At 30.4% G+C, this 24,485-nt stretch carries 25 protein-coding genes and 1 pseudogene; 9 read left to right on the top strand and 17 right to left on the bottom strand.

Translation table 11 applies throughout. The annotated features are described in order from the left end of the window. Window positions 1-260: 260 nt before the first annotated feature. Both G9F71_RS27705 and G9F71_RS02250 read left to right on the top strand, forming a co-directional pair. A complete protein-coding gene (locus G9F71_RS27705) occupies window positions 261-863 on the top strand; it encodes an accessory gene regulator B family protein (protein WP_164951058.1) in 603 nt (200 codons plus the stop codon). After that, a complete protein-coding gene (locus G9F71_RS02250) occupies window positions 844-987 on the top strand; it encodes a cyclic lactone autoinducer peptide (RefSeq protein WP_164951059.1) in 144 nt (47 codons plus the stop codon). The genes G9F71_RS27705 and G9F71_RS02250 overlap by 20 nt, the downstream gene beginning before the upstream one ends. Window positions 988-1,052: 65 nt before the next feature. On the opposite strand, the gene G9F71_RS27520 is transcribed toward G9F71_RS02250, so the two are convergent. From G9F71_RS27520 to G9F71_RS02225, 4 genes are all read right to left on the bottom strand, one after another. Next, window positions 1,053-2,384: a sensor histidine kinase gene (locus G9F71_RS27520; RefSeq protein WP_164951060.1), complete on the bottom strand. Its 1,332-nt coding sequence runs from the start codon at window positions 2,382-2,384 to the stop codon at window positions 1,053-1,055. After that, window positions 2,372-3,124: a LytR/AlgR family response regulator transcription factor gene (locus tag G9F71_RS02240; RefSeq protein ID WP_164951061.1), complete on the bottom strand. Its 753-nt coding sequence runs from the start codon at window positions 3,122-3,124 to the stop codon at window positions 2,372-2,374. Before G9F71_RS02240 ends, G9F71_RS27520 begins: the two co-directional genes overlap by 13 nt. A 793-nt stretch (window positions 3,125-3,917) precedes the next feature. Then, the gene (locus G9F71_RS02230; protein WP_164951062.1) at window positions 3,918-5,078 is read right to left on the bottom strand and encodes an HlyD family efflux transporter periplasmic adaptor subunit; all 1,161 of its coding nucleotides are present in this window, start codon (window positions 5,076-5,078) and stop codon (window positions 3,918-3,920) included. Further along, entirely contained in the window at window positions 5,078-7,309 is a 2,232-nt protein-coding gene (locus tag G9F71_RS02225) for a peptidase domain-containing ABC transporter (protein WP_164951063.1), read from the bottom strand. The genes G9F71_RS02230 and G9F71_RS02225 overlap by 1 nt, the downstream gene beginning before the upstream one ends. A gap of 930 nt (window positions 7,310-8,239) precedes the next feature. Between G9F71_RS02225 and G9F71_RS02220 the strand changes: the two genes are divergently transcribed. Together G9F71_RS02220 and G9F71_RS02215 are read left to right on the top strand one after the other, a co-directional pair. Then, entirely contained in the window at window positions 8,240-8,446 is a 207-nt protein-coding gene (locus G9F71_RS02220; RefSeq protein WP_164951064.1) for a hypothetical protein, read from the top strand. Window positions 8,447-8,677: 231 nt separating this feature from the next. Next, entirely contained in the window at window positions 8,678-8,881 is a 204-nt protein-coding gene (locus G9F71_RS02215; RefSeq protein WP_207712067.1) for a hypothetical protein, read from the top strand. Window positions 8,882-9,215: 334 nt separating this feature from the next. On the opposite strand, the pseudogene G9F71_RS27700 reads toward G9F71_RS02215, so the two are convergent. Continuing rightward, window positions 9,216-10,681: pseudogene (locus tag G9F71_RS27700) on the bottom strand (IS1182 family transposase); the annotation flags it as partial. Window positions 10,682-10,801: 120 nt separating this feature from the next. On the opposite strand from G9F71_RS27700, the gene G9F71_RS02200 reads away from it, so the two are divergent. Beyond that, window positions 10,802-11,578 carry a transposase gene (locus tag G9F71_RS02200; RefSeq protein WP_164950443.1) on the top strand — a complete coding sequence of 259 codons (777 nt, stop codon included), beginning with the start codon at window positions 10,802-10,804 and terminating at the stop codon, window positions 11,576-11,578. A gap of 242 nt (window positions 11,579-11,820) precedes the next feature. Here the strand turns inward: G9F71_RS02200 and G9F71_RS02195 are convergent, their stop codons facing one another. The 4 genes from G9F71_RS02195 to G9F71_RS02180 form a co-directional block, all read right to left on the bottom strand. Then, window positions 11,821-12,138, bottom strand: coding sequence for a DUF6618 family protein (locus G9F71_RS02195; RefSeq protein ID WP_164950442.1), 318 nt, complete (start codon window positions 12,136-12,138; stop codon window positions 11,821-11,823). 29 nt (window positions 12,139-12,167) lie between these two features. Beyond that, window positions 12,168-12,971: an ExeA family protein gene (locus tag G9F71_RS02190; RefSeq protein WP_164950441.1), complete on the bottom strand. Its 804-nt coding sequence runs from the start codon at window positions 12,969-12,971 to the stop codon at window positions 12,168-12,170. Continuing rightward, window positions 12,964-14,223, bottom strand: coding sequence for a DDE-type integrase/transposase/recombinase (locus G9F71_RS02185; protein WP_164950440.1), 1,260 nt, complete (start codon window positions 14,221-14,223; stop codon window positions 12,964-12,966). The genes G9F71_RS02190 and G9F71_RS02185 overlap by 8 nt, the downstream gene beginning before the upstream one ends. Before the next feature lie 106 nt (window positions 14,224-14,329). Beyond that, window positions 14,330-15,007, bottom strand: a complete 678-nt coding sequence (locus tag G9F71_RS02180; protein ID WP_164950439.1) for a DUF6431 domain-containing protein — start codon at window positions 15,005-15,007, stop codon at window positions 14,330-14,332. 144 nt (window positions 15,008-15,151) lie between these two features. On the opposite strand from G9F71_RS02180, the gene G9F71_RS02175 reads away from it, so the two are divergent. The 3 genes from G9F71_RS02175 (at window position 15,152) to G9F71_RS02165 (ending at window position 17,214) form a co-directional block, all read left to right on the top strand. Next, a complete protein-coding gene (locus G9F71_RS02175) occupies window positions 15,152-15,544 on the top strand; it encodes a transposase (protein ID WP_164950438.1) in 393 nt (130 codons plus the stop codon). A 405-nt stretch (window positions 15,545-15,949) separates the two neighbouring features. Beyond that, window positions 15,950-16,408, top strand: a complete 459-nt coding sequence (locus G9F71_RS02170; protein WP_164950437.1) for an HTH domain-containing protein — start codon at window positions 15,950-15,952, stop codon at window positions 16,406-16,408. Continuing rightward, window positions 16,351-17,214 (top strand): IS3 family transposase, encoded by an 864-nt coding sequence (locus tag G9F71_RS02165; protein WP_164950436.1) that lies wholly within the window; start codon window positions 16,351-16,353, stop codon window positions 17,212-17,214. The genes G9F71_RS02170 and G9F71_RS02165 overlap by 58 nt, the downstream gene beginning before the upstream one ends. Here G9F71_RS02165 and G9F71_RS02160 read toward each other — a convergent pair. Then, window positions 17,201-17,560, bottom strand: coding sequence for a hypothetical protein (locus tag G9F71_RS02160; RefSeq protein WP_224626153.1), 360 nt, complete (start codon window positions 17,558-17,560; stop codon window positions 17,201-17,203). The two genes, G9F71_RS02165 and G9F71_RS02160, sit on opposite strands and share 14 nt — an antisense overlap. A gap of 499 nt (window positions 17,561-18,059) precedes the next feature. Then, on the bottom strand, window positions 18,060-18,251 hold the full coding sequence (locus tag G9F71_RS02155) for a hypothetical protein (protein ID WP_164950435.1): 192 nt from the start codon (window positions 18,249-18,251) through the stop codon (window positions 18,060-18,062). Window positions 18,252-19,016: 765 nt separating this feature from the next. Here G9F71_RS02155 and G9F71_RS02150 point away from each other — a divergent pair. After that, entirely contained in the window at window positions 19,017-19,157 is a 141-nt protein-coding gene (locus G9F71_RS02150) for a class IIb bacteriocin, lactobin A/cerein 7B family (RefSeq protein WP_164950434.1), read from the top strand. Window positions 19,158-19,793: 636 nt separating this feature from the next. Here the strand turns inward: G9F71_RS02150 and G9F71_RS02145 are convergent. From G9F71_RS02145 to G9F71_RS02120, 6 genes are all read right to left on the bottom strand, one after another. Next, window positions 19,794-20,669 carry a sulfite exporter TauE/SafE family protein gene (locus G9F71_RS02145; protein WP_164950433.1) on the bottom strand — a complete coding sequence of 292 codons (876 nt, stop codon included), beginning with the start codon at window positions 20,667-20,669 and terminating at the stop codon, window positions 19,794-19,796. A gap of 416 nt (window positions 20,670-21,085) precedes the next feature. Next, on the bottom strand, window positions 21,086-22,090 hold the full coding sequence (locus G9F71_RS02140) for a proline racemase (protein WP_164950432.1): 1,005 nt from the start codon (window positions 22,088-22,090) through the stop codon (window positions 21,086-21,088). A 3-nt stretch (window positions 22,091-22,093) separates the two neighbouring features. Then, window positions 22,094-22,567, bottom strand: a complete 474-nt coding sequence (locus G9F71_RS02135) for a glycine/sarcosine/betaine reductase component B subunit (RefSeq protein WP_124997177.1) — start codon at window positions 22,565-22,567, stop codon at window positions 22,094-22,096. 68 nt (window positions 22,568-22,635) lie between these two features. After that, window positions 22,636-23,400, bottom strand: a complete 765-nt coding sequence (gene prdD, locus G9F71_RS02130; protein ID WP_164950431.1) for a proline reductase cluster protein PrdD — start codon at window positions 23,398-23,400, stop codon at window positions 22,636-22,638. Between the two features lie 103 nt (window positions 23,401-23,503). Further along, complete coding sequence (gene prdB, locus G9F71_RS02125; protein ID WP_164950430.1) at window positions 23,504-24,229, bottom strand: D-proline reductase (dithiol) protein PrdB; 726 nt, start codon at window positions 24,227-24,229, stop codon at window positions 23,504-23,506. Further along, entirely contained in the window at window positions 24,229-24,483 is a 255-nt protein-coding gene (locus G9F71_RS02120; protein ID WP_124997171.1) for a CBO2463/CBO2479 domain-containing protein, read from the bottom strand. Before G9F71_RS02120 ends, prdB begins: the two co-directional genes overlap by 1 nt. Window positions 24,484-24,485 lie beyond the last annotated feature (2 nt).

Genomic DNA, 24,485 nt, shown 5'->3' with positions numbered 1-24,485 from the left:
ATCAACATAAACAATAATCTAAATTCCTAATTTATAAGTATTTGTTATCTAAAATACTAAAAATCCTATTGAGGCTGAAGTCCCCGAATTTTCGGTAATCTCATAAAAGAAAATTCAAAGATACTCTTTAATAATGTCAAATTATTCTTTATTTTTCCTATACGATGAGTTTTTAACCCTAAATGAACATATATGTAATACTATTTTATGATACAATATTTTTTAGAAGATTATAAATATTATTTTAAAGGAGCTGTTCTATGGATTTATCAGAAAAATACAGCAAAAACTGTACTACTTTTATTAAAAATAATATAAAGACCGCAGATGAAGAATTAGAAAAAATCCAGTATGGTTTGCATGTGTTTTTTTTAAATATTTCTAAGTTATCAATTTTATTGGTACTTGCATACTTTTTTAATGTAATCACATATACACTAGTTGCTTTAATAAGTTTTTCTTCACTTAGAGCTTTTGCATCAGGTATGCATGCTAGTTCTAGCAAATCCTGTACAATTTCCACAATTCTCATTTTTACAGCTATAGTATATTTCAGTATTCATATACATATAAATAGTTTTTATATGCCATTAATATTTAGTTTTAGCCTATTACTTGTTATTTTATACGCACCATCAGACACATCTGAACGACCTCTCATAAGTAAAAACTTAAGGAACAAACTAAAAAAGGCCTCTGTATTTATAGTCATTATGTTTTTCTTGATTACTCTATTATTAACAAATCATTTTTATAAAAATATTATTACTTTCAGTATTTTAATAGAATCAATTCTAACAACGCCATTAGTTTATACGATATTCGGAAGGAGTTATAAAAACTATGAAAGTTTTAAATTCTAAAAAATATTTAGCTTTTATTATAAGTTGCTGCGCTTTATTCATAGCTGCAACCTCATCAAGCTTATGTTCATTATGGGGATTAGGTGAACCAAAAATGCCTAAATCCTTATATAAAAAAGATTAATAATTTGAAAGGATCTAAGCAGTAATAATTCAAGTTGCAACTTGAATTATTACTGCTTAGATCCTTTACTTACTTTTATTGTATACTACTAATTCTTGTTTAAATAAATTATTATTAATTTCTGTGTTTAATAATATATTAGGATAATTCTCTATAATATCTTTAACTATACCTAATCCAAGACCTCTATTTTTACCTTTAGTTGAAAATCCTTTTTTATATAATTTATTAATAGGTTGAATACGTCCTAAAAATGAATTTGATATAATAAATACTATAGAATCATCATTGTTTATTATTACTATATCGAACTTTTTGTCTTCAGTTAGAACTGCGGCCTCAATTGCATTGTCTAATAGTATACCTATAACTCTAAAAACGTCTATGCTGTTAACTGAAATATCCTCTATCACTTCAATAATTTCTGTGTTTACTTCTAGATTCAAAGATGATGCGTTAATGATTTTTGCAGATAAAAGTCCCTTTAACCCTGAAATTCTAATGTTTTGAAGATTGAAATATTTATTATCCCTCACTTTTGCACCTTCATGTAATATTTCATCGCTGAAATATTTTTCTAACCCATTTAAATCCTTATCTTGAATATAACCGTTAATAGTAGATAAAATATTTATATAGTCATGCTTAAATTTTCTACTTTCATCAATCATATTTTCAATTATGTCTGTATATTCCATCATCTGTTCAAATTCTTTAAGCCTATTATCGTAAGTCATTTGTTTCTTAATATTTTTGCTACTAAAATATATTGTTATAAATCCAAAAATAAAATAAACGAATATTAAACTCATATTTATTGAAACAATACGCTTACTTGTACCCGCGAAAAAATATTTATAAATTACTCTATTTAGATAAATTAAAAGCAAAGATAAGCTTACATATATTAGTACAATAATATTGTTTTTCAAAGTCACTTCCCTTACACCTTGAAGCTGAATCTTTTTCCTAAAAAAAAACTGGAAAATTACTTTGCTAATAACATAACTGAAAAATAGAATCATTAAATGTAATATTATTGCCATCCATATATCTTCTTTAATAAAAATATAATCGATTTTAAGTATATTTAATAAAATAATAGTGCAAATTGCATCACTTATTGCAGAAATAAAATACATACTAGTCATAATCATGATTGAATTGTAAATTGATCTACTAACCAAAAACAAGAAGATAAACATAAACATTACTGAGAGAGGTAATGTTAAAAATTCTTGGGTATATATTCCACAAACACCTATCATCATATTTCCTAATATACAAAATAGTATACTCTTATTGTTAAATTTGATGGCTTTCAAATTATTTATAATCACAAAAATACTTATCCCCAAAATTAAAGATACTACGATATTTTTTATTATCCCTTCCACTTTTTCACTAACCCCCTTAACTGTCTTAAAGACACATAACACTCCGCCTCATTTTTCATATGTATAAGCAATCTTTTTTTATCGATTTCACTTATATTTTTTGTATTTACTAAATAACTTCTATGACTTTGATAAAAATCATCATTTAGTGAATTTTTCAAATTTTTTATACTGCTGTAAAATTCTATTTGTTTTTTAAAAGTATGAACTCTAACTTTATGTCCAGTAGGAACAGTCTCAAAAAATAAGATATCCTCTAATTTAATAATCATCTTTTTACCTACTGTTTCAATAGTTATGGAATTGGTTTTGCTTTCATTCTCACAATCAACCTTATTATTATATTTATTATAAGCATCTAATAAATTATCTCTTATTTTATTGTTGAAAAAAAACACATCTTCTTTAGGAATAAACCCCATAGCCTCAACTTTATACTCGAAAGTCATGCATGCAAGTTCTGAATGAGCAGTTATAAAAATAATATATCCATCTGGATCATGCTTCCTAATAAACTGAGCAAGAGCAAGTCCATTTATCTTAGAGTTTAGTTCTATATCTAAAAAATATATCCCTACATTGGTGTTGTTTTTCTCTAAATATGCAATAACACTTTCAGGATTATCTGTACATAATGATATATTTAAATTCAACAAATTATCACCTATTGTGCTTACAACTACTTTTTTAATTCGCTCACGCTGCCTTATATTATCTTCACAAATTATTATGCTAAGCATACTATCACTTCCTTATTTTTTGACACATAAAAATGGATACCAAATCAGTATCCATCATCTATAGTGCACTATCGATGAAATCTATTTTTTTGTATTACACAAAATATACTAAAAACTCTGACTTGTTATTTATTCTCATGTACCTTATTTCCCTTTTATGTTATCACTTTAGATGTTGTATTCTACAATATATATATATTATACCATATTCGACTTTTTTTGTCAATGTTACTCATTTTTTATCTTTTTTTATAACTTTTAACATAAAACATCTATAATTTGAGGAAAAATGTAATGTTAAGTCGTAAATATTTTCCGTTCTATCATATTAGCAGTAGGACCACTGAAAATTTTTCAAAAATAATTATTAATCCAATGCTGCTTGCATAATTTGCTTTCCTGTAAATGCTAAAATATCCACACCTTTAGGGATAAACCGACGCATCATTTTATTGATGTTCTCATTTGCGCCTCGCTCTCATAAACTGTAAAGATGGGCATAATACATTTTATTTCTTTTAACTTTATTTCTTACGGAGTTCATAACACCTTAAAAACGGCTAATTTCTTCGCTACACTTATTCATATAGTTAACTCGCTATTCAATAATATTACCTATTTTAGCTACTTCACGCTTTATTTCACACTTAGATTGCCTTCCTATTTACTCTACTATAAAATTGGGAATACATTATAAAAAAAACTAAAAATAAAAAGCTATAGATTTCAAATCTATAACCTTATTAGTTGGATAAAACGCTTCTTTAATAGAATCTGAATTAAAGATGCTAATCTAATCTTTTAAATTTATTTTTTCAAGTAAATAATATAAAATTTTTTTTCGTTTTGTTATTATCTGTGCTTCACAGGACATCCCTAATTTTAGCTTTGACTTTTTACCTTTATAGCTATATAAGGTTTTATTTTCCACATAAGATTCTGCAACATAATAGCTATTTCCTGATTGCTCATCCACCTTTGCATCTACACTTATTTTAGTAAGTGTACCAGTAAGTTCACCATACTCCTCATATGGAAGAGCTTGAAAATGATATTTTAATTTGTCTCCTACTTTTATATCGGCTATATCTTTATTTGCTAAATATAACTGAATTTTATAGTTATTGGTATTATTCGGATTAATTGTTGCTATTTCTATTCCACTTTGCAATAATTCTTGAACAGTTACATCTTTAATAATACTTACTACTCCATCCATGGGTGATTTTACAATACAATCATCTATATTAATATTAATAGCTTTTATGTTTTTCTCTAATTCTTGTATTTTGGTTTTATTAATTTTTATGTTTTCATCAATATCAACTAATGTATCTATTTTGTATTTTGACATCTGTATTTTAAAAATCTCTTGCTCAGTATTGTTAACTTGTATATCTAACTTTTTTTGAATTATTGATTTCTCATTTTTTGTTTGTTCCAACCTAATTTGTGATTGCTTATTTTCTAATTTCAACTTTTCGTTATCTAAATAGTATTTTAAATATTTATTATAATAGTCTTTTTCATCTTCATTATTATTATCAAAGTAATTCTTGTTATTACCAATACTTTCTTTTAACTTAGAGAGGTTACTATTTTCCTTCGTAACCTTTTTAAATTCATCAAAAAAAGTTTTTTCTTCTAATGTAAGATTAGTATATTCGATAGTGTATAAAATATCTCCTTTTTTTACATTTTGACCCTCATGCATATTTATACTTTCTACTTTCCCATATATCTTATTAATAATTTTACTCACATTTTCATTAGGTCGTACCACGCCATTGGATTTAATTACTATGTCTACTTCTCCAAAATATGACCATACTATTGCAGTCACTAATAATGTAATTAATATATAAATTAACATGCTAGTGAACGGATGAGGTTTTGCTTCTAATACTTCTTTGCTATCTGTTATATCTTTTAGATTATGTACTTCACTCTTCATTAAACATCACCGCCCCCATCTTCTGTTACTGCTACTTCATTCCAACTATTAAAACCATAACTATTTGGAAGTTGCTCCTTCCAAAGTTCATAGTATCTCCCTCTTTTATCTATTAGTTGCTTATGTGATCCGTTTTCTACAAGGTTACCTTTATTCATAACACAGATGTTATCGCACCTCATAATCGTACTTAATCTATGGGCTATTATTAGCGTTGTTGTATTTTTACTAAATTCATACATTGTTCTTTCTATAGCTTTTTCTGTAATCGAATCTAGACTGCTTGTAGCCTCATCCATGATTAATATATCTGGTTTTCTCAGTATAGCCCTTGCTATTGCAATTCTCTGCTTCTGTCCTCCTGAAAGATTAGAGCCACTTTCCTCAACCATAGTGTCATATCTTAAAGGTTGCTCATTTATATAATCATGTATTTTTGATTTTTTACAAGCTTCAACCATTTTCTCAAAGCCAACCTGTTCATTTCCAAAACATAAATTTTCTTTTATTGTCCCTTTAAATAAAAATATATCCTGTGATATGTATGCTATTTTATCTCTCAAAGCTTCTATATTTATATCTCTTATGTTATAACCATTTATTAGCAGTTCGCCTTTTTCACATTGATAAAAGTTTAATAAAAGCTTTACTAATGTTGTCTTTCCAGATCCACTTTCGCCTACTAGAGCTATTTTTTCTCCTGATTTTATATGTAAATTTAAGTCTTGAAGAATTAATTGTCTTGTTCCATATCTAAATGAAACATTTTTAAATTCTATATCGCCCTTTAAGGAAGCTGGATTTATCTTTTTATCCTCGTCCTCGCTTTTTTCTAATTCAAGATCTAATATTTCTCCAAGTCTATCTGCAGCTACCATAGCTGTTTTAAGTCCTGACTGAAGATTTATTAAATTTTCAATAGGATCTAGAAAATACACAAGTAAAGCATTGAATGCCAAAAGTTGTCCTACTGTTAATTTCCCTTGTATAACTTCACATGTCCCTATCCATAATATTACAATTCCAAATACAGCTCTTATTCCACCTTCTAAGGACCTTTGAAGATTACCAATACAGCCGCTTTTAAAAACACTTTTTAAAAGCTTTATAAATCTTTTTTCTGTTTCGACATTAACCTGCTTCTCTGCATTAAATGCTTTTATAGTTTGGATTCCATTTAATGATTCTACTAAAAAAGAAGTTAACTTTGAATTATCCTCCATGATTTTTCTGTTTATTTTTTCTAAAGGTTTATTGAATGAAAAAACAATAATTCCATATAAAACTAAAGGAATTAAAGTAAGAGCGAAAAGTTTACTATTCTGAGTATAAAGAATCGTTCCTCCAAAGATAACCATAAATGTATCTATCATAATGGTAAGGGTGGCTCCTGCAATAGCCTCTCTTATTTTCGAAGCATCATTAAATCTAGATATAATCTCTCCCACTTCTCTTGTGCCAAAGAAATTCATAGGAAGTTCAATAACGTGGTTATAATAACCAAGCATTAATGGTATATCCAACCTCTGACTTAAATATAAAAGAAGCTGAGTTCTAAATGCCCCCAATAAAATCTTAAATAAAGTTAATACAATCATACCAATAGAAAGTATGTGTAAAGTTTTATTTAACCCATATGGAAGTATATCATCCATAATAAATTTAAAATAAAAAGAACCTATCATTCCTAATAAGGTTAAAACTATAGATGCAGAAAATATATTAACCATCAATTTTTTCTGTGGTTTCAGAAGATAAATAAATCTTGAAAATAATCCTTTTGTTTCATCCCCTTTTTTAAATTCAACATTAGGAACCATAAATATCAATATGCCTGTCCATATTTTAAAAAACTCTTCCGGAACATATTTAACCATCCCCTTTGCTGGGTCAGCCGCTAAAATTTCTTTTTTACTTACTTTATGTATAACTATATAATGTAGTAGTGATTCATCTATTACTACATGAGCAATACACGGCAATGGAAATTCACTGAAAATATCTTCAGGTTTTGTTACCCTAACTGCCTTAGCTGAGAATCCAAGCTTTTCGGATGCTTTTATAAGCCCCAGTGCGCTAGTTCCCTGTTTATCCGTTCCAGCGGTTTCACGTATCTTAGAAATTGGTATTTTAAGCCCATACTGCTTTGATATTGTTGCTAAACAAGCGGCGCCACAATCTTTATAGTCATGCTGTTTAATACACACATATCTTTTAAAATAATTTTTCATTAGTTATCCTCCATTTGTAATGTGAACTTTTCAATATATACCTTATTTTTGTTATTCGTTTTTATAGTGAATATTATATATATAATATAATACAAAAAGTTAAAATCACCCTAGACGTTGTATTTTTCACCCTAAACGTTGGTTTTTTAATCCCGGATGAATGGCAATCACGATGTTTTTTGTGTTATTATAAGGTAATTATTTGAGTAAAATTAAAACCTTTACAAAGATAAATAATGTCATAGGATTGTAAGTTTAGAGAATTGATATCTACCATTTAAGTTGAGAGATTATAACGACTATAATAAATAAAAATTTATCACCCTTAGCTGATGGAACATGTATGACTACACAGGTTTCGCCTTATGCTAAAAAATTATACTTTTGCAAATTTAATAAACCTAGTGCAACCTGGCGACGGCATAGTTTCAGCGAAAAATACTTTTATGGTCATTCTTTTCATAGGCTTATTGTTTGTGCTAGCTTTTAAAACCTACCTATCCATATTAAAATTGTAAATGCATCACGTCACGATTCTGTGACTGGAATTTATGAACTTAAAGAACTAAATGACTTATATCCTGAAATTAAATTTTATTCTGCATATGGTACCAACTCAATTTATCTTTTAAATCTCTCCATTTATAGAAACCCTACTATTTCAGAAACTTATAATAAACAAATGTATTGAGTTGCTTTAAATATGATTAGCTTTGTACTTAGCTTTATTTTAAAATGAGTTGCTATATAAATCTATTTATAACAAACAATCAACGGTTAGGACATTCTCAATGCAAAATGCCCTACCCATTACTTGCTTTGCCCTAAACGTTGGGTTTTTGACCCTGAACGAATGTGATAATGCCTTATTTTTATAGTATAATTTTAATTATCAAAAATTTTTTATACATTATTAAGGAGGAACAAATTATGAATGATTTAGTTAGTTTAACAAATGAAGAGTTAATAGAAGTTACTGGTGGTAGAGCTAGAATGCCCATATCTGATTTCAGAAATGGTCCAATAATGGCTCCAAGAGCAATCGCAAAAATCGCTTCCGATTTTCTAAAAAGTGCTTGGGATTCTAGGGGAACCGGTAGCGGCGGTCTATATAACAATAGTATTGGAAAATACTAAGTTTAGGCGTTAATTAATTTATTAATTCCCTTTAAAAGCCCTTATCGATTGTACTACAACTCAGTACGTTATAGTTACTACTATACTCCACACCCTAAACGTTGACTTTTTGACCTTAAATGAATGTGGTCATGTTGTATTTTTATGGTATAATTTTAATTGTCAAGTAGCTATTTGATAATTAAAAATAACAATCAAAAAAAATTATATATTATTAAGGAGGAGCAAATTATGAATAATTTAGTTAGTTTAACAAAAGAAGAGTTAACGGAAGTTAATGGTGGTGGGACAGGAAAGGTTGTAGTGGAGGTTGTTAAGGACGTTGTTAAAGGTGCTTTAGGATCAGCACTTTTCGAGGGTGCAAAAAATGCTTGGAATCAAAGGGGCAGAACTGACACCGGTGGTCTATGGAACAATAGTAACGGAAGATACTAAATTTAGGAGTTAACCAAGTCTTTATCTTCAATAAATTAAATCAATATGGTTAACCGACTTAATCTATTGATTTTCTATAAAGCCCATTTAGATTGTACTACAGTTCAGTATGGTTATAGTTAATACCCAAACTGTTGACAAGTATAAAAAAAAGAGGATGTCTCAAAATGATTAAAAAATCATTTGAGACATCCTCTTTTCCTTCTTGATTTTAATAAAAGCAATAAAAAACTACTCTTTTTATTGTTATTTTTTAGTTCGTTTTTATTTTTTACACTACAAAAGAAGATCTTTAAATCTCCTAATTTTAAAATATTGTTTTTTATTTTGAACTTTAAGCTGATTTTATTTCATGCAATAAAATTCCACATCTATCATTTTCGATTTTGTTATGATATTTATTTATGTTATATCCAAAGCATAAAAGGGTAAATTCAGTTTTAACATTGATTTTTCCTTTAGTTAAAAATCTTCTAAACTCATGATCTTCTTTCAAAACTCCAAATGCTCCTTCAACTTGAATTGACCTATTAGTTCTTAACATTATTCCTTCTAAACTTGTTATATTTTCTAATGACTTTAATCTTTTTTGTATAAATTTTTTAGATACACTTAGTCTTTTGTTACCTTTTGCTTTTGTACATTTTGGTTTATACTGGCATGAATCACAATCCTCACATTCATAAACTGTTACACTAGCTTTATATCCAGACTTTGACTTTCTTATCGTGTTATAAAGAATCTTTAATTTTTTATTGTTATGGCAAGTATATTCATCATTTACTTCATCATAATTCATATTTTCTCGCTTACTTATATTATTTTTAAAGCTTCTCTTTTTCATGCTTTCATAAGTTTGAGGTTTTATAAATGTGTTTTGCCCAGTGGATTCTAAATACATATAATTTTCTTCACTTTCATATCCAGCGTCAGCTATTACACTATCAAATATTTGTGATAATTTTTCTCTTAATTTTTTTAAAAATGGAATAAAAGTAAGTTGATCAGATCTTTCACTAGAAATATCTATCCCAACAATATATTCACCTTCCACTCCTATTTGCATGTTATATCCTAGTTTTAGTTGGGAATTTCTCATATGATCTTCTTTCATATGCATAAAGGTTGAATCTTTATCAGTTTTTGAAAAACTATTTCTCCCATCAAAAGTTTTGGTATAATCATCATATTTTTTTGCTTTTCTATAAACTCTGAAAGATTTTCTATAAACTTCTGTATTTTAGTTTTTCTTTTGCCTTGTCCATGCACAAATTCTATATTCTCATGTTCTCTATTTTTATTTAAAAATTTTAAAATCTCTTGAAGATATTCTATTTTAGCCTCCGGCTCTGAAATTATATATTCTGTTTTAAATTCAAAATTTATTTTTTCAATATTTTCCTTTATTTTTTCTTGAAGCTTCGCTTGAAATTTGTCCGTAGATTTTTTCCATACGAAAGTATACTTATTAGCATTGGCTTCAATTTTTGTTCCATCAATAAATATATTCTTAAATTCAACCTCACCGTAGGTTTTTAACTTTTCAACTAATTGATTAAATAAATCATCTACAACACCAACAAGTCTTTTGCTTCTAAACCTAGCTATTGTATTATGATCAGGGGCCTTTCGGCCTCGTAAAAGCCACATGAAGTTGATGTCTCGCTTACAAGCTTTTTCTATTTTTCTACTTGAATAAATGTCATTCATATAAGCATAAACTAATATTTTAAATAGAATCTTCGGTTCAACTGCCGGTTTTCTTCCTTGTGAAGAGTACGCCTCGTTTAAATTTTTATAACTATAAATGAGCGAAAACATCTCCATTAATTTCCATAAATTAAAAAAAGAAAAACATCTATGCAATCTCCTGTTATAATTAAGTTACTACACAAAAACATAACTAAGGAGAAAACATAAATGTTTAAAAAATCAATTGTAACAAAATCATCGGCAATATACAAATTTTTAATTGAATTAAAGATAACTCTTTATCTTACAACGCCTCAAATTCATCATCTAATATTATTTATAAATTCTATGGTGACAAAAGGCTACTGTGGAAAAATAACTGACGTTTCAGACTTTATGCCGGTTAGGCATAGGACTAATATTGGAAAGTTTTTATCTGAGAGTCCATGGGATGAGGATTTTGTTAAAGAAGCCCTTAAAAAACGTGTAATTATGAGAATATGGGAGACGTCTAAAATAACTGGAAAACCTATTTATATTGTAATAGATGACACTATTTCAGAGAAGACAGTGCCCTCGTCAAAGGCTAAGAAACCTACTGAAAAATGTGGATTCCATCATTCTCATTTAAAAGGTAAAACAGTTTATGGTCATCAATTAGTTACCGTTATGTTATTGTCTGATACTCTTGTTTTGCCATATACTATGGCAATCTACGATAAAGAAAATATGAGTAAAATTCAAATGGCAATTGAGTTTATAAAATCCTTACCACAGCCAGTAAATGAAGGTTATGTTTTATGTGATAGCTGGTATAGTAATAAAAAATTGTTTGCTGTTTCTAAAGATTCAGGCTACGCCTATATTGGCGGTTTAAGAACCAATAGAGTAATATATCCAAAAGGTCGTGAAAAACTTGGAATTAAGCTTAATCATATGTGTGAGATATTAACTAAAGATGATGTCGACCTAGTCAAAGTTGGCAATAATGAATATTATGTCTAGACATATAGGGGAAAGCTTAATGACGCAAAGGATTCTTTGATAGCTCTTTGTTGGCTGTTAAACGTCAAATTATAACTAATTAAAACGTCATTTTATTTCTATTATTAGTAGGTTATTTACGTCAGATTATACCTATGAAATCACTTTATCAATAAGGAAAAATCATTTTATTAATATATTTTTTTTAGCCGTTAGGCTACTTTTATATAAAAAAGAGTAGCAATAATAGCTACCCAAGTATATTAGTTTAAATCAATATATTCATCGACAGCTTGTAAGGCGTGAGCCACAGTTATGCCATCTACTTTATTCATAATTTCACGTAAGCGTTCAGAGTTCCAAAATAAATCGTTTAAGGTAGAAAGATGACATCCTACATCATAATCAGGAATACAAGCAAAATTGCCATAAGTTGTTTTGCCTATAACTACAATAAATCCACTTCTACTTTCAATCTTAAGCTCATAATGACTTCCAAATTTAGTTAACTTAGTTATCATCCCAGACCAGCTTTCTATTTTTTTGCCTGTTTTCATTGTGCATTCAAATTTAATTGGCATATAAAATCCTCCTAAAAAATATTCTACGGTTAACGAAGCGACATTTCATTGGCGGAAGCCATTATTGTGTCAGTGTCAATTACCGTTTTTTCGTGCTGTGCACCTATTATTAAAGCTTTTGTTAATATCATATTTAGACGTCTTATAGAACCAGCACAGCTTCTGTATGCAGCTAAAATGGCATTATCATCAATTATTTCAGAAGAAGCACTTGCCAATGAGAGTCTAGAATGAATGTATTCTATAGCCTCAGTCTCTGAAAACCCTTCAAAATCACAATTTATTATGATCCTTTGCTTTAATGCTTCATGTATCTGTTTTTCTAATATGTTATTAAGTATAGGTTGACCTATCAAAACCAGTGAAAAACAGTCCTTTGAGTCCATAGAAAAATTCATGAGTAGTTTTAGATCCTTCAATATATCATTACTCAAATACTGTGCTTCATCCCATACAAGTATGTAATGGACACCCTTATCACTGCTCATATTTTCCATATAGTCTTTTATATTTTTAAACATATCTGACTTACGAGAGCAAGGTTCGAGTCCTAGTGAGATACAAAACTGACGATAAAACTCAGCAGTAGTTACGGTAGTAAAGCAAAGATAAATAACCTTTGTTAAATTTGGATTAACTTTCTTCGCAAAACATCTTAGAGCAAAAGTTTTTCCACTACCAGGCGACGCCGTAAATAATCCAATGCCTCTAGTTTCATTAAGATAATCAAGTCTTGATATCATTTCTTTTAAATCCCTTGAGATATATGCATCTTTTTCTTTAATACCTTTTTCAAAAGGGTTTAAGGTCATACCATAAAACTGCTTAAACATATTTAACACCATCCTTTGAATAGTCTATATTAAGTGGATTTTTACGTTTAGTTTTACCATTTTCAACTTTGTTTGTTTTTCTAATGCTATACTTAATGTTTTCATAATAAATATAAGCACTGTCCATGTCATCAGGTAGATATCGCACTTCAACCTTCTGCCTTATAAATTGCATAGGTACATCATAAGAGGTTTTATCAATGTTTATAGTTGCATCATTATTTACTTTCCGTTGTACGCGATTCATAAAACAATTATCTAGCCATTCACTGTCAGATGCTACTTTTACATGAGCTAAATCGCTCTTATACCTATCAATAGGACGCTGCTTTGTAGAAGAATGAATAGTTATGTTATGCTTATTAATATAGGTGAATAATTCATCATTTAGCTCCGCTAAGGAGGAAATGGATTCTACGTCTAAAGCATTTAGCCATCTGCTTTTTAATGTCCTGAAATTCCTTTCTACCTTCCCTTTTGATGCACCGTCTCTTACCATTGTGTGAAGTTCTACTATTCCAAGGGAACCGCAGATAAGGCTTAATTGCTCATTTCTGTACGGAGAAGCATTATCCAGGTAAAGTTTTTTTGGAATTCCATACCTGGCTACAGCCTCTTTAAGCACTTTCTGAAAGTTATAAGAATTATCATTGTAAAAGAATCTACCTCCTACTATTAGCCTAGACTCATCATCTATTAGCATAATTACGTACGTACGTCTACGCTCACCATTTTCAGTTATAAATGGCCCGTAGCATGTGTCTCCCTGAAACATTCCAGTTGCAAACTCTTCTTCAAAAGCTTTTCTGTCTTTCATGTTGATACATCTAGCAGATTTAAGGTCCTTGTTTTTTATAAACCGCTGAACTGTTGAAATTGATAGATCCTTTTCTTTAATAAAGCCATCTTCGATGAGTTTATAATATATAAGCGTAGCATTAATTTTAGGAAAGTTGTTTTTTAAAGTGTATATCTGCTCTATGGCTACATCACTAAGTTTTCTAGTTTGACCTATATCGCTACGTGTCTTCGGAAGAAGGGCATCAAAACCAAATCTATTATATTCTGATTCCCAATTAGAAAGTGTCCCCGGGCTATACAAGACTGAATTACCGTTAGGTAATTTTACAGGGTTAATAGAAACACGTCTATAATAAGCAATTTTAGATTGCTCAGTAAAAGTATTATTTATAGCAGGGGCTATTAGTGCTAATCTAATAGATGCTATTTCGATTATTTCTTTGTTATTCATTTATTATCACCTCTAGAAAAATGGTATCATATAGGTATTTCAATGACCATTATCGTATTAAGTGGTCTGTCTAAATTAAAATTAAAAATATATGCTTATAGCTAAACTATGACGTTCCTTGAAAAAACGATGAACCATTTTGCTTGAAAAATTGTATTATGAAGTACTCAAGTTTATCAAAGGAACTATTTATGATATGCTGCACAAAACTTAAGTTTGAAATGAGCTTGGCCTCTAAAAGTCCAAGCCATATCTGTTTATGTTCTTTAAACTTCTTTAAAATTCGATAGAATGTAGATATAGCAATGCCATAATGTTCACACATAGCTTCCACAGAGTGATATTTATGTACAAGATAGTCATGGATGAGGTACACAGTGAATTTAAAACTAAATGACATATACGGCACAATTACCGAAGGTAGGAGGTCGTGGGTACGTTTACATGACGAACAAATATATCTAGAAATGATGATTATATTATCTTGATCGGTATTATTATAAGTCACAAGATGGCGTTTGTAAGACGCAAATGGAGATAATGCATGTTTAGCGCCACAAAATGGACATACTAAAGTCTCTATATTAACAGAGCTTACATATTTATCAAAGGCAGCTATCTCATTTTCAAAAGAAATTTGCTTAAAACACTTGCATAATTGTGAAAATAATCTTATCATAATAGTAGTTTTATAAGAGTTTTTAACTCTTATTTTAAAGGGAGAACGTTGCTTTGGTTGGCTGGGTTTCTCCCTTTTCCTTTCTCTAGTTTTAATAATAAGCATAAAATAAGCTCCTAATGATGTCAAGTCATTAGGAGTTTTTGTTACAGCAATAATGTGCTTATTAAAAAAGCAATTAATAACTAGATAATTATTAGTATTATAGTTATAATTTTACTTAGGAATGCAGTTTCATAAAGCTATATTTTGACGCACTACAGTTGGCCTAAAAAAGCTCTTTTTAAGTCTGGATGTTTAAGAGCATTCATAAGTCTAGATACAACTATCACAATTGAAGAACTACTAAATCACTATAAACATAGATGGCCAATTGAAACATTTTTTAGAGAAACTAAAAAACATCTTGGTTTAAATCATTATCAAGTAAGAAGTAACCGTAGTATAAATAGATACTTCTTGCTACTAATGATGACTTACATATACTGTGAATTAGAAGTAAGTAATGGTACGTTAAATTTCAGCGTTGGAATTAAAATCGCAAGGAACCAATCTAAAAAAGAACGAGTATCTTGGATTTTTAATCAAGCTGACCTAGGAATATCGCTTGAAGCTATTTTTAAAATATTAAAAATAGTTTAGGATAGTTGACATTAATTTAAAATGGAGTAATTTGTTAGCTAATTCGCTCGTTTATAGTTATAATATAATTCCTCCAATATTTGGCTTAGCAGTCTCACTGAATCATCCTCGGGTATCAAAATTCCTGTTTCAATAAGAAAAACTAATTGATAAACCTCGCAATTATTGGTATAATTCTTTTGTGTAATTTCTTTATTTATCATATTTAAATTATACACCAAAAGTGGACTCCTTGGAGTCCACTTTTGTATTTGGAAAAGAAAAAAGAGCCATCTCGCTGTAAAATGGACCCTATAGAATGGACAGTTAGAAAAAAAGGCATCTGAAGCCAAATTTCTCACTGACTCTATTTTATAGGGTCTTTTTTTTGTTACAATTAATTATAATATATTTGGAGGGGTTTTTATGGGTGTTAATCATTTTACAGAAGAACAACAAGAAGAATTGAGAAAAAATCCTTATATCAAAAAAGTTAGTGATAAATCTATAACTTACACAACTGAATTTAGAGAACTTTTTGCAAGAGAATACCGTGCAGGTAAAATACCATCACAAATATTAGCTGAATGTGAAATCAATTATCAATTATTAGGGAAAAGACGTAAAGATGGACTTGTCGCAATGATAAAAAAATGTGAGTTGCGTGCAGATGGCTTTGAAGATATAAGAAAAAATCACTCAGGTCGTCCAGTTACAAAGGATTTAACCGATACTGAACGAATTAGCAAACTGGAACATCAAATTAACTATCTAAAACAGGAAAATGAGTTTTTAAAAAAAATAGAATTTCTAGACAAACAAGCCGAATGGAAAGAAAAACGGAAGCAACGGCAGAAGAAAAATTCAAACTCATGCAAGAAATGACACAACGTGATAACAATGAATTAAATATAAGTTGGCTATGTGAAATGGCTTGTGTGTCACGGAGTGGTTATTATAACTGGCTTCATTCATCTGAAAAAAGAAGTAATAAGGACCAACAGGACAGAGCTGACTTTGAGTTGATATTGGAAGCCTATAAGTACCGAGGCTATGATAAAAGCAGACGTGGAATATATATGCGCCTACTTCATATTGGAGTGAGAATGAACCAGAAAAAAATTAGCCGTCTTATGAAAAAATATAATCTCTTTTGCCCAATCAGAAAAGCTAATCCATACCGCAGGATGGCTAAAGCGCTCAAGACAAATGCTGTATATGCTAACCTTGTAAAACGTGAATTCACAGAACACGGCGCAGGTAAAATTCTTCTTACTGATATCACATATTTATTTTATAACCACGGCTGTAAAGCGTATCTTTCCGTCATAAAAGATGCGTGCACAAAACAAGTTCTGTCATATGTAGTAAGCGAATCTCTTGAGGTGGATTTTGTTTTAGAAACGGTCAATATACTTATCGAGAAACATGGCAAGGATCTTCGTACAGATGCCATTCTTCATTCAGACCAGGGATGTCATTATACCAGCATTTCCTTTCGTCAGTTGCTGAAGGACAAAGAATTAAGGCAGTCTATGTCACGACGGGGAAACTGCTGGGATAATGCACCACAAGAATCTTTCTTCGGACATATGAAAGATGAACGCTATCAGTGGAAACTGGCTAAGTTAGCACCAAATCAATATTCAGAATATCTGATAACTGGAGAACATCCACTCAATAAGGAATAGACGTGTCTTCCATGAATTGTGCATGGTAATGTTCACTATACGCGGTCCAGTATTCGTCCTTAATTAGTGATTGTGACCGACACTCTGGATTGGTCATATCATAGAAATACATTTCATAGGTGAGGTCGTGGAAATCAGTTTTTAAAATCCATTTCAGTACATAAAACAGATATTCCAGTTCATCTGTAATCATCACAGCTTCTATCATTTGGGCATAGAGCCATATCCACTTTACCTCATTAAGCTGGTTACAATAGCGAATAACATAACGGGGAACATCATCACTTAACATAAATTCCTTAAAACTATTTAAGTTTTCTATAAATCTTTTATTCATGATAATCATATAAGATACAGTTAATTATTAAGATGAGCCAACATTAAATACATAGGATTCAATGTTGGCTCATTTTGGCTGCATCTTCTCCTTACGGATAAGATACATGATTTTGATTTAAGATTTAATGCTTTTTTTTATAAATGTCCTTGACATGGGGACCACTTTACTGTAGAAATCACTTTCTATTTTGAGACAGCCCCTTTTTTTATAAGCAAAAATAATTTTAGACCATTGATTCTGAAAAACTATGTTCTAATAAATATAGATAAATACGTGAATTTCTCTATCATAAGAGAATTAACTTAAAAGTATTACCGCTTAGACAATGGAAAATCTGTCGTATATCCCATGCTATTTTTTAAATGCTGTTTATTGAATACTTATTTGTAATAAACTCTGAAAGACAACTTGTTGTTATTGGTCATACCAATTTGCAGCAAGCACTTTCAAAAAATACCGAGGGTTTTCTATAACAAAATGCCTCCGGCTTAAATAGTTAATAATGTTATTTAAAATTTATCTTATCTGCAATAGCAGGCAGTGAACAGGCAACGGTTATGCCATCTACTTTATTAATAACTTGGCAAAGTTTTTCCGTGCTATAAAACAAGTCTTTTAAATTCGATAAATCAAAACCAGCACTAAAATCAGGTATGCAAGCAAATGTACCTAAAGAAGTCTTTTCTACCAAAGCCATTATACTTGGACCACTTTAAATATATATTTCATAATGACTACCGTAACTGATCACTGAATTTATTGTTCCATCCATGATTCACCCTTATTAACACATCGGGAAATCATTTTTATACGTTCACATCCTTAATAAACAGGTTGGATAGGTCATAGTGTGTAGCCCATTTTCTTTAACTGCTCAATGGTGCTATATATTATTGCACTTACTATAAAAATAAATATTCTCAGGGAAGAGAATGTCAGACTTCTTTCACAAAACATTGAATTAGAAACCAAGAAAAATAAAAACAGTAATAATCGTAGCAAACTATTGCAGTTTCCCGCTATTTCGTCTTGATATTACCGTAGATTTTAATATTCTTTAGGGACATTCTCCATCAAGCTCATAAAATATTCCAATTCCTTACCTCTTCAAAAACATCTACGGACTACCTGTTTTTTTCTTGTGAATCATAAATAATCTTCATGTTATCGCTTCCTAATATCGTTTTATCTTAAATGAATACATTAGTCATGTAATTTCTTGTTACAATCATTTGTAATACTTAACTTCAAATGCACATGTTATTTTTGTTTTGAATTTTATATATAAAATTCAAAACAAAAAGTTAAAATTACCCTAAGCGTTGGCTTTTTAACCCTGAATGAATGTGTTAATGGTGTTTTTTTATGTTATAATTTCATTATCAAGTAGCTATTTGAGAGTAATTATAACCTTGTACAATGATAAACAACATAATAAACAGACGAAGGAGATTGATGAATAATGATAGAATTAAATCAAAATGAATTAATGGATATTAATGGAGGAGCAGTCCCTACAATAACATGGGAAAATGGAAAGGTGACGATTACAGATGATACTCATCCTCGTATAACTCCTATTTTTAAATTTCCAATTAAATAACATTTCGCTTTAAATTTTTATATAATAAGTTAAATTGCTCCTTAACCGGAAGCAACTTTCAACCAATAACAAATGCTTATATAGGCTATTCCAAAATAGCCTATATTTATTTCAAGAATACATTTTATTAAATATAAGACATTACTCTTTTTATGATTTTTTAAAAACCAGCTTTGCCAAGCTCTTTTGTTCATTTTTTAAATTTAACTCTTTTAAAAAGTATATATTACTCGCTTGGCACACTTGTAAATTTCCAGAATATTCTATACCACTGTTAAAATATAATACAAATATTACCTTATCTAAAGATGCGTTTATTACTCAGCTCAAGGATACCATTATACAAATCCAACCTTTCAAGAGCTACTTAAACGCTGTGGTCTAGGACAATCCATTTTCAAAATAGCAACTTTCTTGGATAATAATCCACAAGAATCACTCTTTGGACATTTCAAAGATGAGGCATACATAAAACATGTCAAACATTACTAGGGTTAAAGAATGAAACAAAAAAAATATAAGATCTATTCTAATAAATATCACCGGGTTCTAAAAAAGATGACTCCTGTTCAATACAGAAATCATCTTTTTAATTTAGCATAGGTTTTTTATATTAGTGATATATTTAAATGAATTTTATGCTTTTAATTCAGCTGGTTTTGAAAAAGATCTGAACATTGTAGCAGATGTATAGATAATAACCACAATAACAACCCATTTTAATATTTCAAGTGGTAATTCTTTAACAATTTTTGTTGCAAAAATTACGCCTATTATTCCGCCTACTGTTATAGCCATAGAAGCTTTTCTATCATAAGCTCCTTCTTTAACAAATTTAACTGATGCTGCTGGCATTAAGAATGCACAAGAACCCATCATAATTGGAAAAGCAATTGCCGGGCTTAATCCAAGTGCATATATAAGTGCCATACATGGAGCATAAAGGCCTATTCCAAGTGTCATTAACGCCCCTAGAATAAAGTTACCTATAACAGCAATTATTAGTTTTATCCCAGAAAGACCAATTGCATCTCCTCCAGTTGGAAATATTTTTAATTGTTGGAGTATCATAACAACCGCTACAATAAGTAATGCAATTGCCATTCCCAATTGAATTTTCTTCACATCAAGTTTAGCAACAAATCCAGCTCCAAGAATTGATCCTACCGTTGCTGCGAAAAGCATAGTAACAAGTGTAATGGGATCAACTTTTATAACTGTAATAAAAATGAATGCTTCTACTACTACGGGAATTGTACATGATACATTTAATGTTCCCGGTAATGTTCTATCATTTGTAAGTTTAAACTGTTTTAAAAGTGCAGTTGTAGGTGCAAAACTACCAATACCTAGCGCATCAAAGAAATTTGTGGCAAATCCTACACCTCCTGTAGCAAAAAAACTTGGTTTTTCAAGTCTACCTTCCTTTGAAGCTAGTATGTAATCCTTAAGAAAAATTATTGCAAAATAAAGGGTTAAAAGACCTAGTGCTGATAATACTGCAGTTAACATTTTGAATTCCCCCTTGTTTAATTAATATATTATTAGCATGAACTCTTTAAAAAGAGTTTTAAAGAGTTTTAAAGAGTTCATGTTAACCGTTACCACAAAGTATACATTTCTTATTAAATCATCATCTGTGATGCTTCAATTAAAGACTTCAGAAGGATATTTACCCCCTAGACCTCTAGAGCAGATAACAATTCTCAATTTATTTCCCCACACTTATAGAAGTGAGGGTCTTTCCTTCTGAAATATCGTTAATTTTTTAATAATTTAGTTAAAAAAATCACATAAAATTATAATGTTTAGACTTTCATTTTACTACATTATACTTGTATTGTCTATAAATTATTCATTTAATAGACAATTCAGTTTATTCCACTAATGGTATATACTAATATTTAATACTAAATATTACCTGTTAATTATAGCTTAAATCCATATTTTAAAGGATCTTCATCGTCAATAACAAATTGATTGAATCCAGTAATATAAGCACTGCCTGTTATTTCTGGAATGACGCCTTTAAATTCGCCTACTTGCACTTCTTCCAGCACTTTACCTTTAAACATAGTTCCAACAATACTTTCATATACAAATTCTTCATTTTGTTTCAAATGTCCCTTTGCATATAAATATGCAAGTTTAGCACTTGTTCCAGTTCCACAAGGAGATCTATCTACTTGTCCGTCGCCAAATATTACTACATTTTGAAGAGTAGCCTTTGGATTTTTAGCAGGTCCATATATTTCAACCAAATCTACTGTGTTTATATGAGGAAGTAATGGATGCTTAACAGAAACAGATGCGTTAATTGCATGTAAAATTTTGATTCCTACTTCGCATAATTTTTGTGCATTTTTAGGACAAATATCAATATTTAAATCAGTAGCTTTAACAAGTGCAAAAAAACTTCCTCCAAAAGAAATATCAAAAGTTATTTTACCCAGTTCAGGAACATCTACTTGTACGTTTTCCTTATAAAGAAAAGAAGGAACATTTTGGATAGAAACTTCTTTTACCTTTTCATTTTCTACTTTAACCTTTGCTTTAACAAGTCCCGCTGGTGCTTCTAAAGTTAGGTATGTATAAGGTTCTACCATAGGGATAATTCCAGTTTCTACAACCACCGTTGCAGCTCCTATAGAACCATGACCGCACATATTCAAATATCCGCCACCATCCATAAAAATAATTCCCAAATCAGCTTCTGGCATTGTTGGCGCAGTAATAATAGATCCAAACATGTCATTATGACCTCTTGGTTCAAGCATTATTGCTGTTCTTAAATAATCTAAATGTTTTTCCAAGTATTCTTTCTTTTCAGGCATAGTATTTCCTGGAATTACCGGCACTCCACCAGTTATAATTCTTGTTGGTTCTCCCATTGTATGTGAATCTACTGCGTTAATCATTCTCATTGCTTTCATAATTTATCCCCTCATCTTCCTATTTATTTTAAGTTTTAAAAGCGCCACTGCTTTTTTTGCATCTAATTCACAAACTGTATTTTCTCCTACTACTTCTGTTTCAATACCTTCTATTGATTTATTGAAATCAACAATTGTATCCATATATTTATTTGTAACTACAAACTGTGCTTGAGTGCCCACAAAGCTAAGCCCAACTACCGGTATGTTTCTCTTTCCAATTTCTTCGATAGTATTGGCATAGTCTACATGGCTATTCCCCCAACCGTCTACAGATATAATAACACCATCAGCTCTCATGGCTTCTGCCCATGCTGCTGCTCTTTGTCCAACGAATAATTTTTCTTCATTAGATTGAGGTGTTCCAACAATAATTATGCCTAACAAGTCAATATCCGCATCCTTAGATATAACATCCAGCAGTGGATCTCTAAAATGATGCAGTGTTGTTTCCTTTGTAGATGGACCAACTCCCATAGTATTCCTCCTCGCCAGAATTATATATTTTAACGAAACATAGGTTACAATGAAACTGGAAGTGACACTTAATGCATAGCCCTCAAAGCACCATCTCTACATTCATTTGGGCTTAGTATTATTGGTACATTTCCTAAATCTATAATGGATCTACCACTTTCAAAGCCACCTGGTTCTTTTCCAAGTAATTGCGTATCATACATTGCACCTTGACCTGCTACCTGTTTTATAACAACTACCTTCTTTTTACCAAGCTTAATTTTATCGAAATATTCGAACTTTTCATCGTATAATTTTCCATTCATTTTCTTTAAAGACTCTCTTATTTCCTGAACTAATCTATCGCAGGCCCTATGTGCTGCCGTAGGTCCTATCCTTACTGAGCCCATTCCATCTTTGAGTATTACATCTACATGAATTATAATATCTGTTTCATTTGGAGTACCTGCACGACCAAACACTACTTGCTCTGATAAAATGCCTTCTGAAGATCCAAATTCTGCAACTTGAATTCCCATTTCATCTATACCCGTGAGCATAACATAGACTCCTGTTAAAGTATGTGTTATTCCATCACCAATTTTCCCTAAAACCTTAGTTGCTATTGGTGAAAAATCCATAATGCTATTAACAAAAAAATCATGTTGTTTTGGATTTACTATTTTCACTTCGATACACTTTATAATATCTATAGATTCTTGTATTAAATCCATCTTTATATCTTCTCTTAAGTACAGTATTTTATTTTGGATAAGAGTTTTTTTACCAAACTCTACTTTTTCAATATGGAATGTTTTAATCAATAATTTTCGCATTTCAATTTCATTTTCCATACATCTCACCACAATTCATTTTTTTATATAGGAATGCGCCAAAATTAAATTTGGCGACATTCCTAATTTTTATTTAATTATCACCTTCGGTGCTGCAATGTCGTTAAACTTTTGCTGCGTACTCAAAAGGTAATGGAACAATTTTTCCAGCTGATGGTATTGCTACAAGTTGTAACAATGTAGCTTTTAATATGCCTGTTTGCATTTCTTTATCATTTGGTGCTCCAGCATTTGCTCCCATTGGAACAAGTGGTGCAACAGATCTTGGTGTTCCAGCCTGCCTAACTACTGGTGGTAATGCTGCAATAAGTATCGTAGGAATCCCTGATTCCTCTATCGCTCTCTGTACAAGTACAGCGGAGCGGTGACAAGTTCCTCAGCCAGCTGTTAAAACAACTGCGTCTACACCTTCAGCTTTTAGTAACTTTGCAATAGCAGGACCAGTTTCGTTTTTAAACTTATCTTGGTCTCCGCCGCCGCCCATAAATCCATAATGCATTGGAGCAACTTCTTTTATAAATCCTTCAGCTGCAAGTTCTCTTAATCTATCAATGGGGAACATACAATTTATATCTTTATTTACGTCTCCATTATCATATCCACCATGGGATACCATTAAATCACTAGATTTTGCATCACCTGGTACAGCTCTAAATGTAAAATCTCCTGCTAAATTAAATCTCTTGTCTGTTTTTAAATGCACTCCTGAAGCTGTTGCAAACGCAACTGTCATTTCATTTAATGGTTTTGTTACAGGTGTCCAAACTGGTGGTGGTGTAATTGGTACAAATATTTCTGATTGTAATCCTTTAACGGTTGTTAAACTCATTATACTTTCCCTTCCTTTCTGTTTCTTGTCTCTATATTGCTAACGTATTTTTCGTTGGGTTCTTCAGAAAGAACCTCAATGAAACTCATTCTAAATCCGACTTCTTGACCTACCTGCACAGGATAATCTGTAATTAACATCCTCATTGGTATCTTCATGAAGCCTAATCTTCCTTTTAGATCAATTGAAACACATCCATCATGTACTTCTACTATAACTCCGTACATTTCTATTATCTTATCTCCGTATTTCATTG

The sequence above is a fragment of the Clostridium sp. FP2 genome (assembly GCF_011065955.2).
In the GTDB taxonomy this organism is placed as follows: domain Bacteria; phylum Bacillota; class Clostridia; order Clostridiales; family Clostridiaceae; genus Clostridium_AD; species Clostridium_AD tagluense.
The sequence above is the reverse complement of the archived record's forward strand: the minus strand, read 5'-3'. Positions and strand labels throughout refer to the sequence as shown.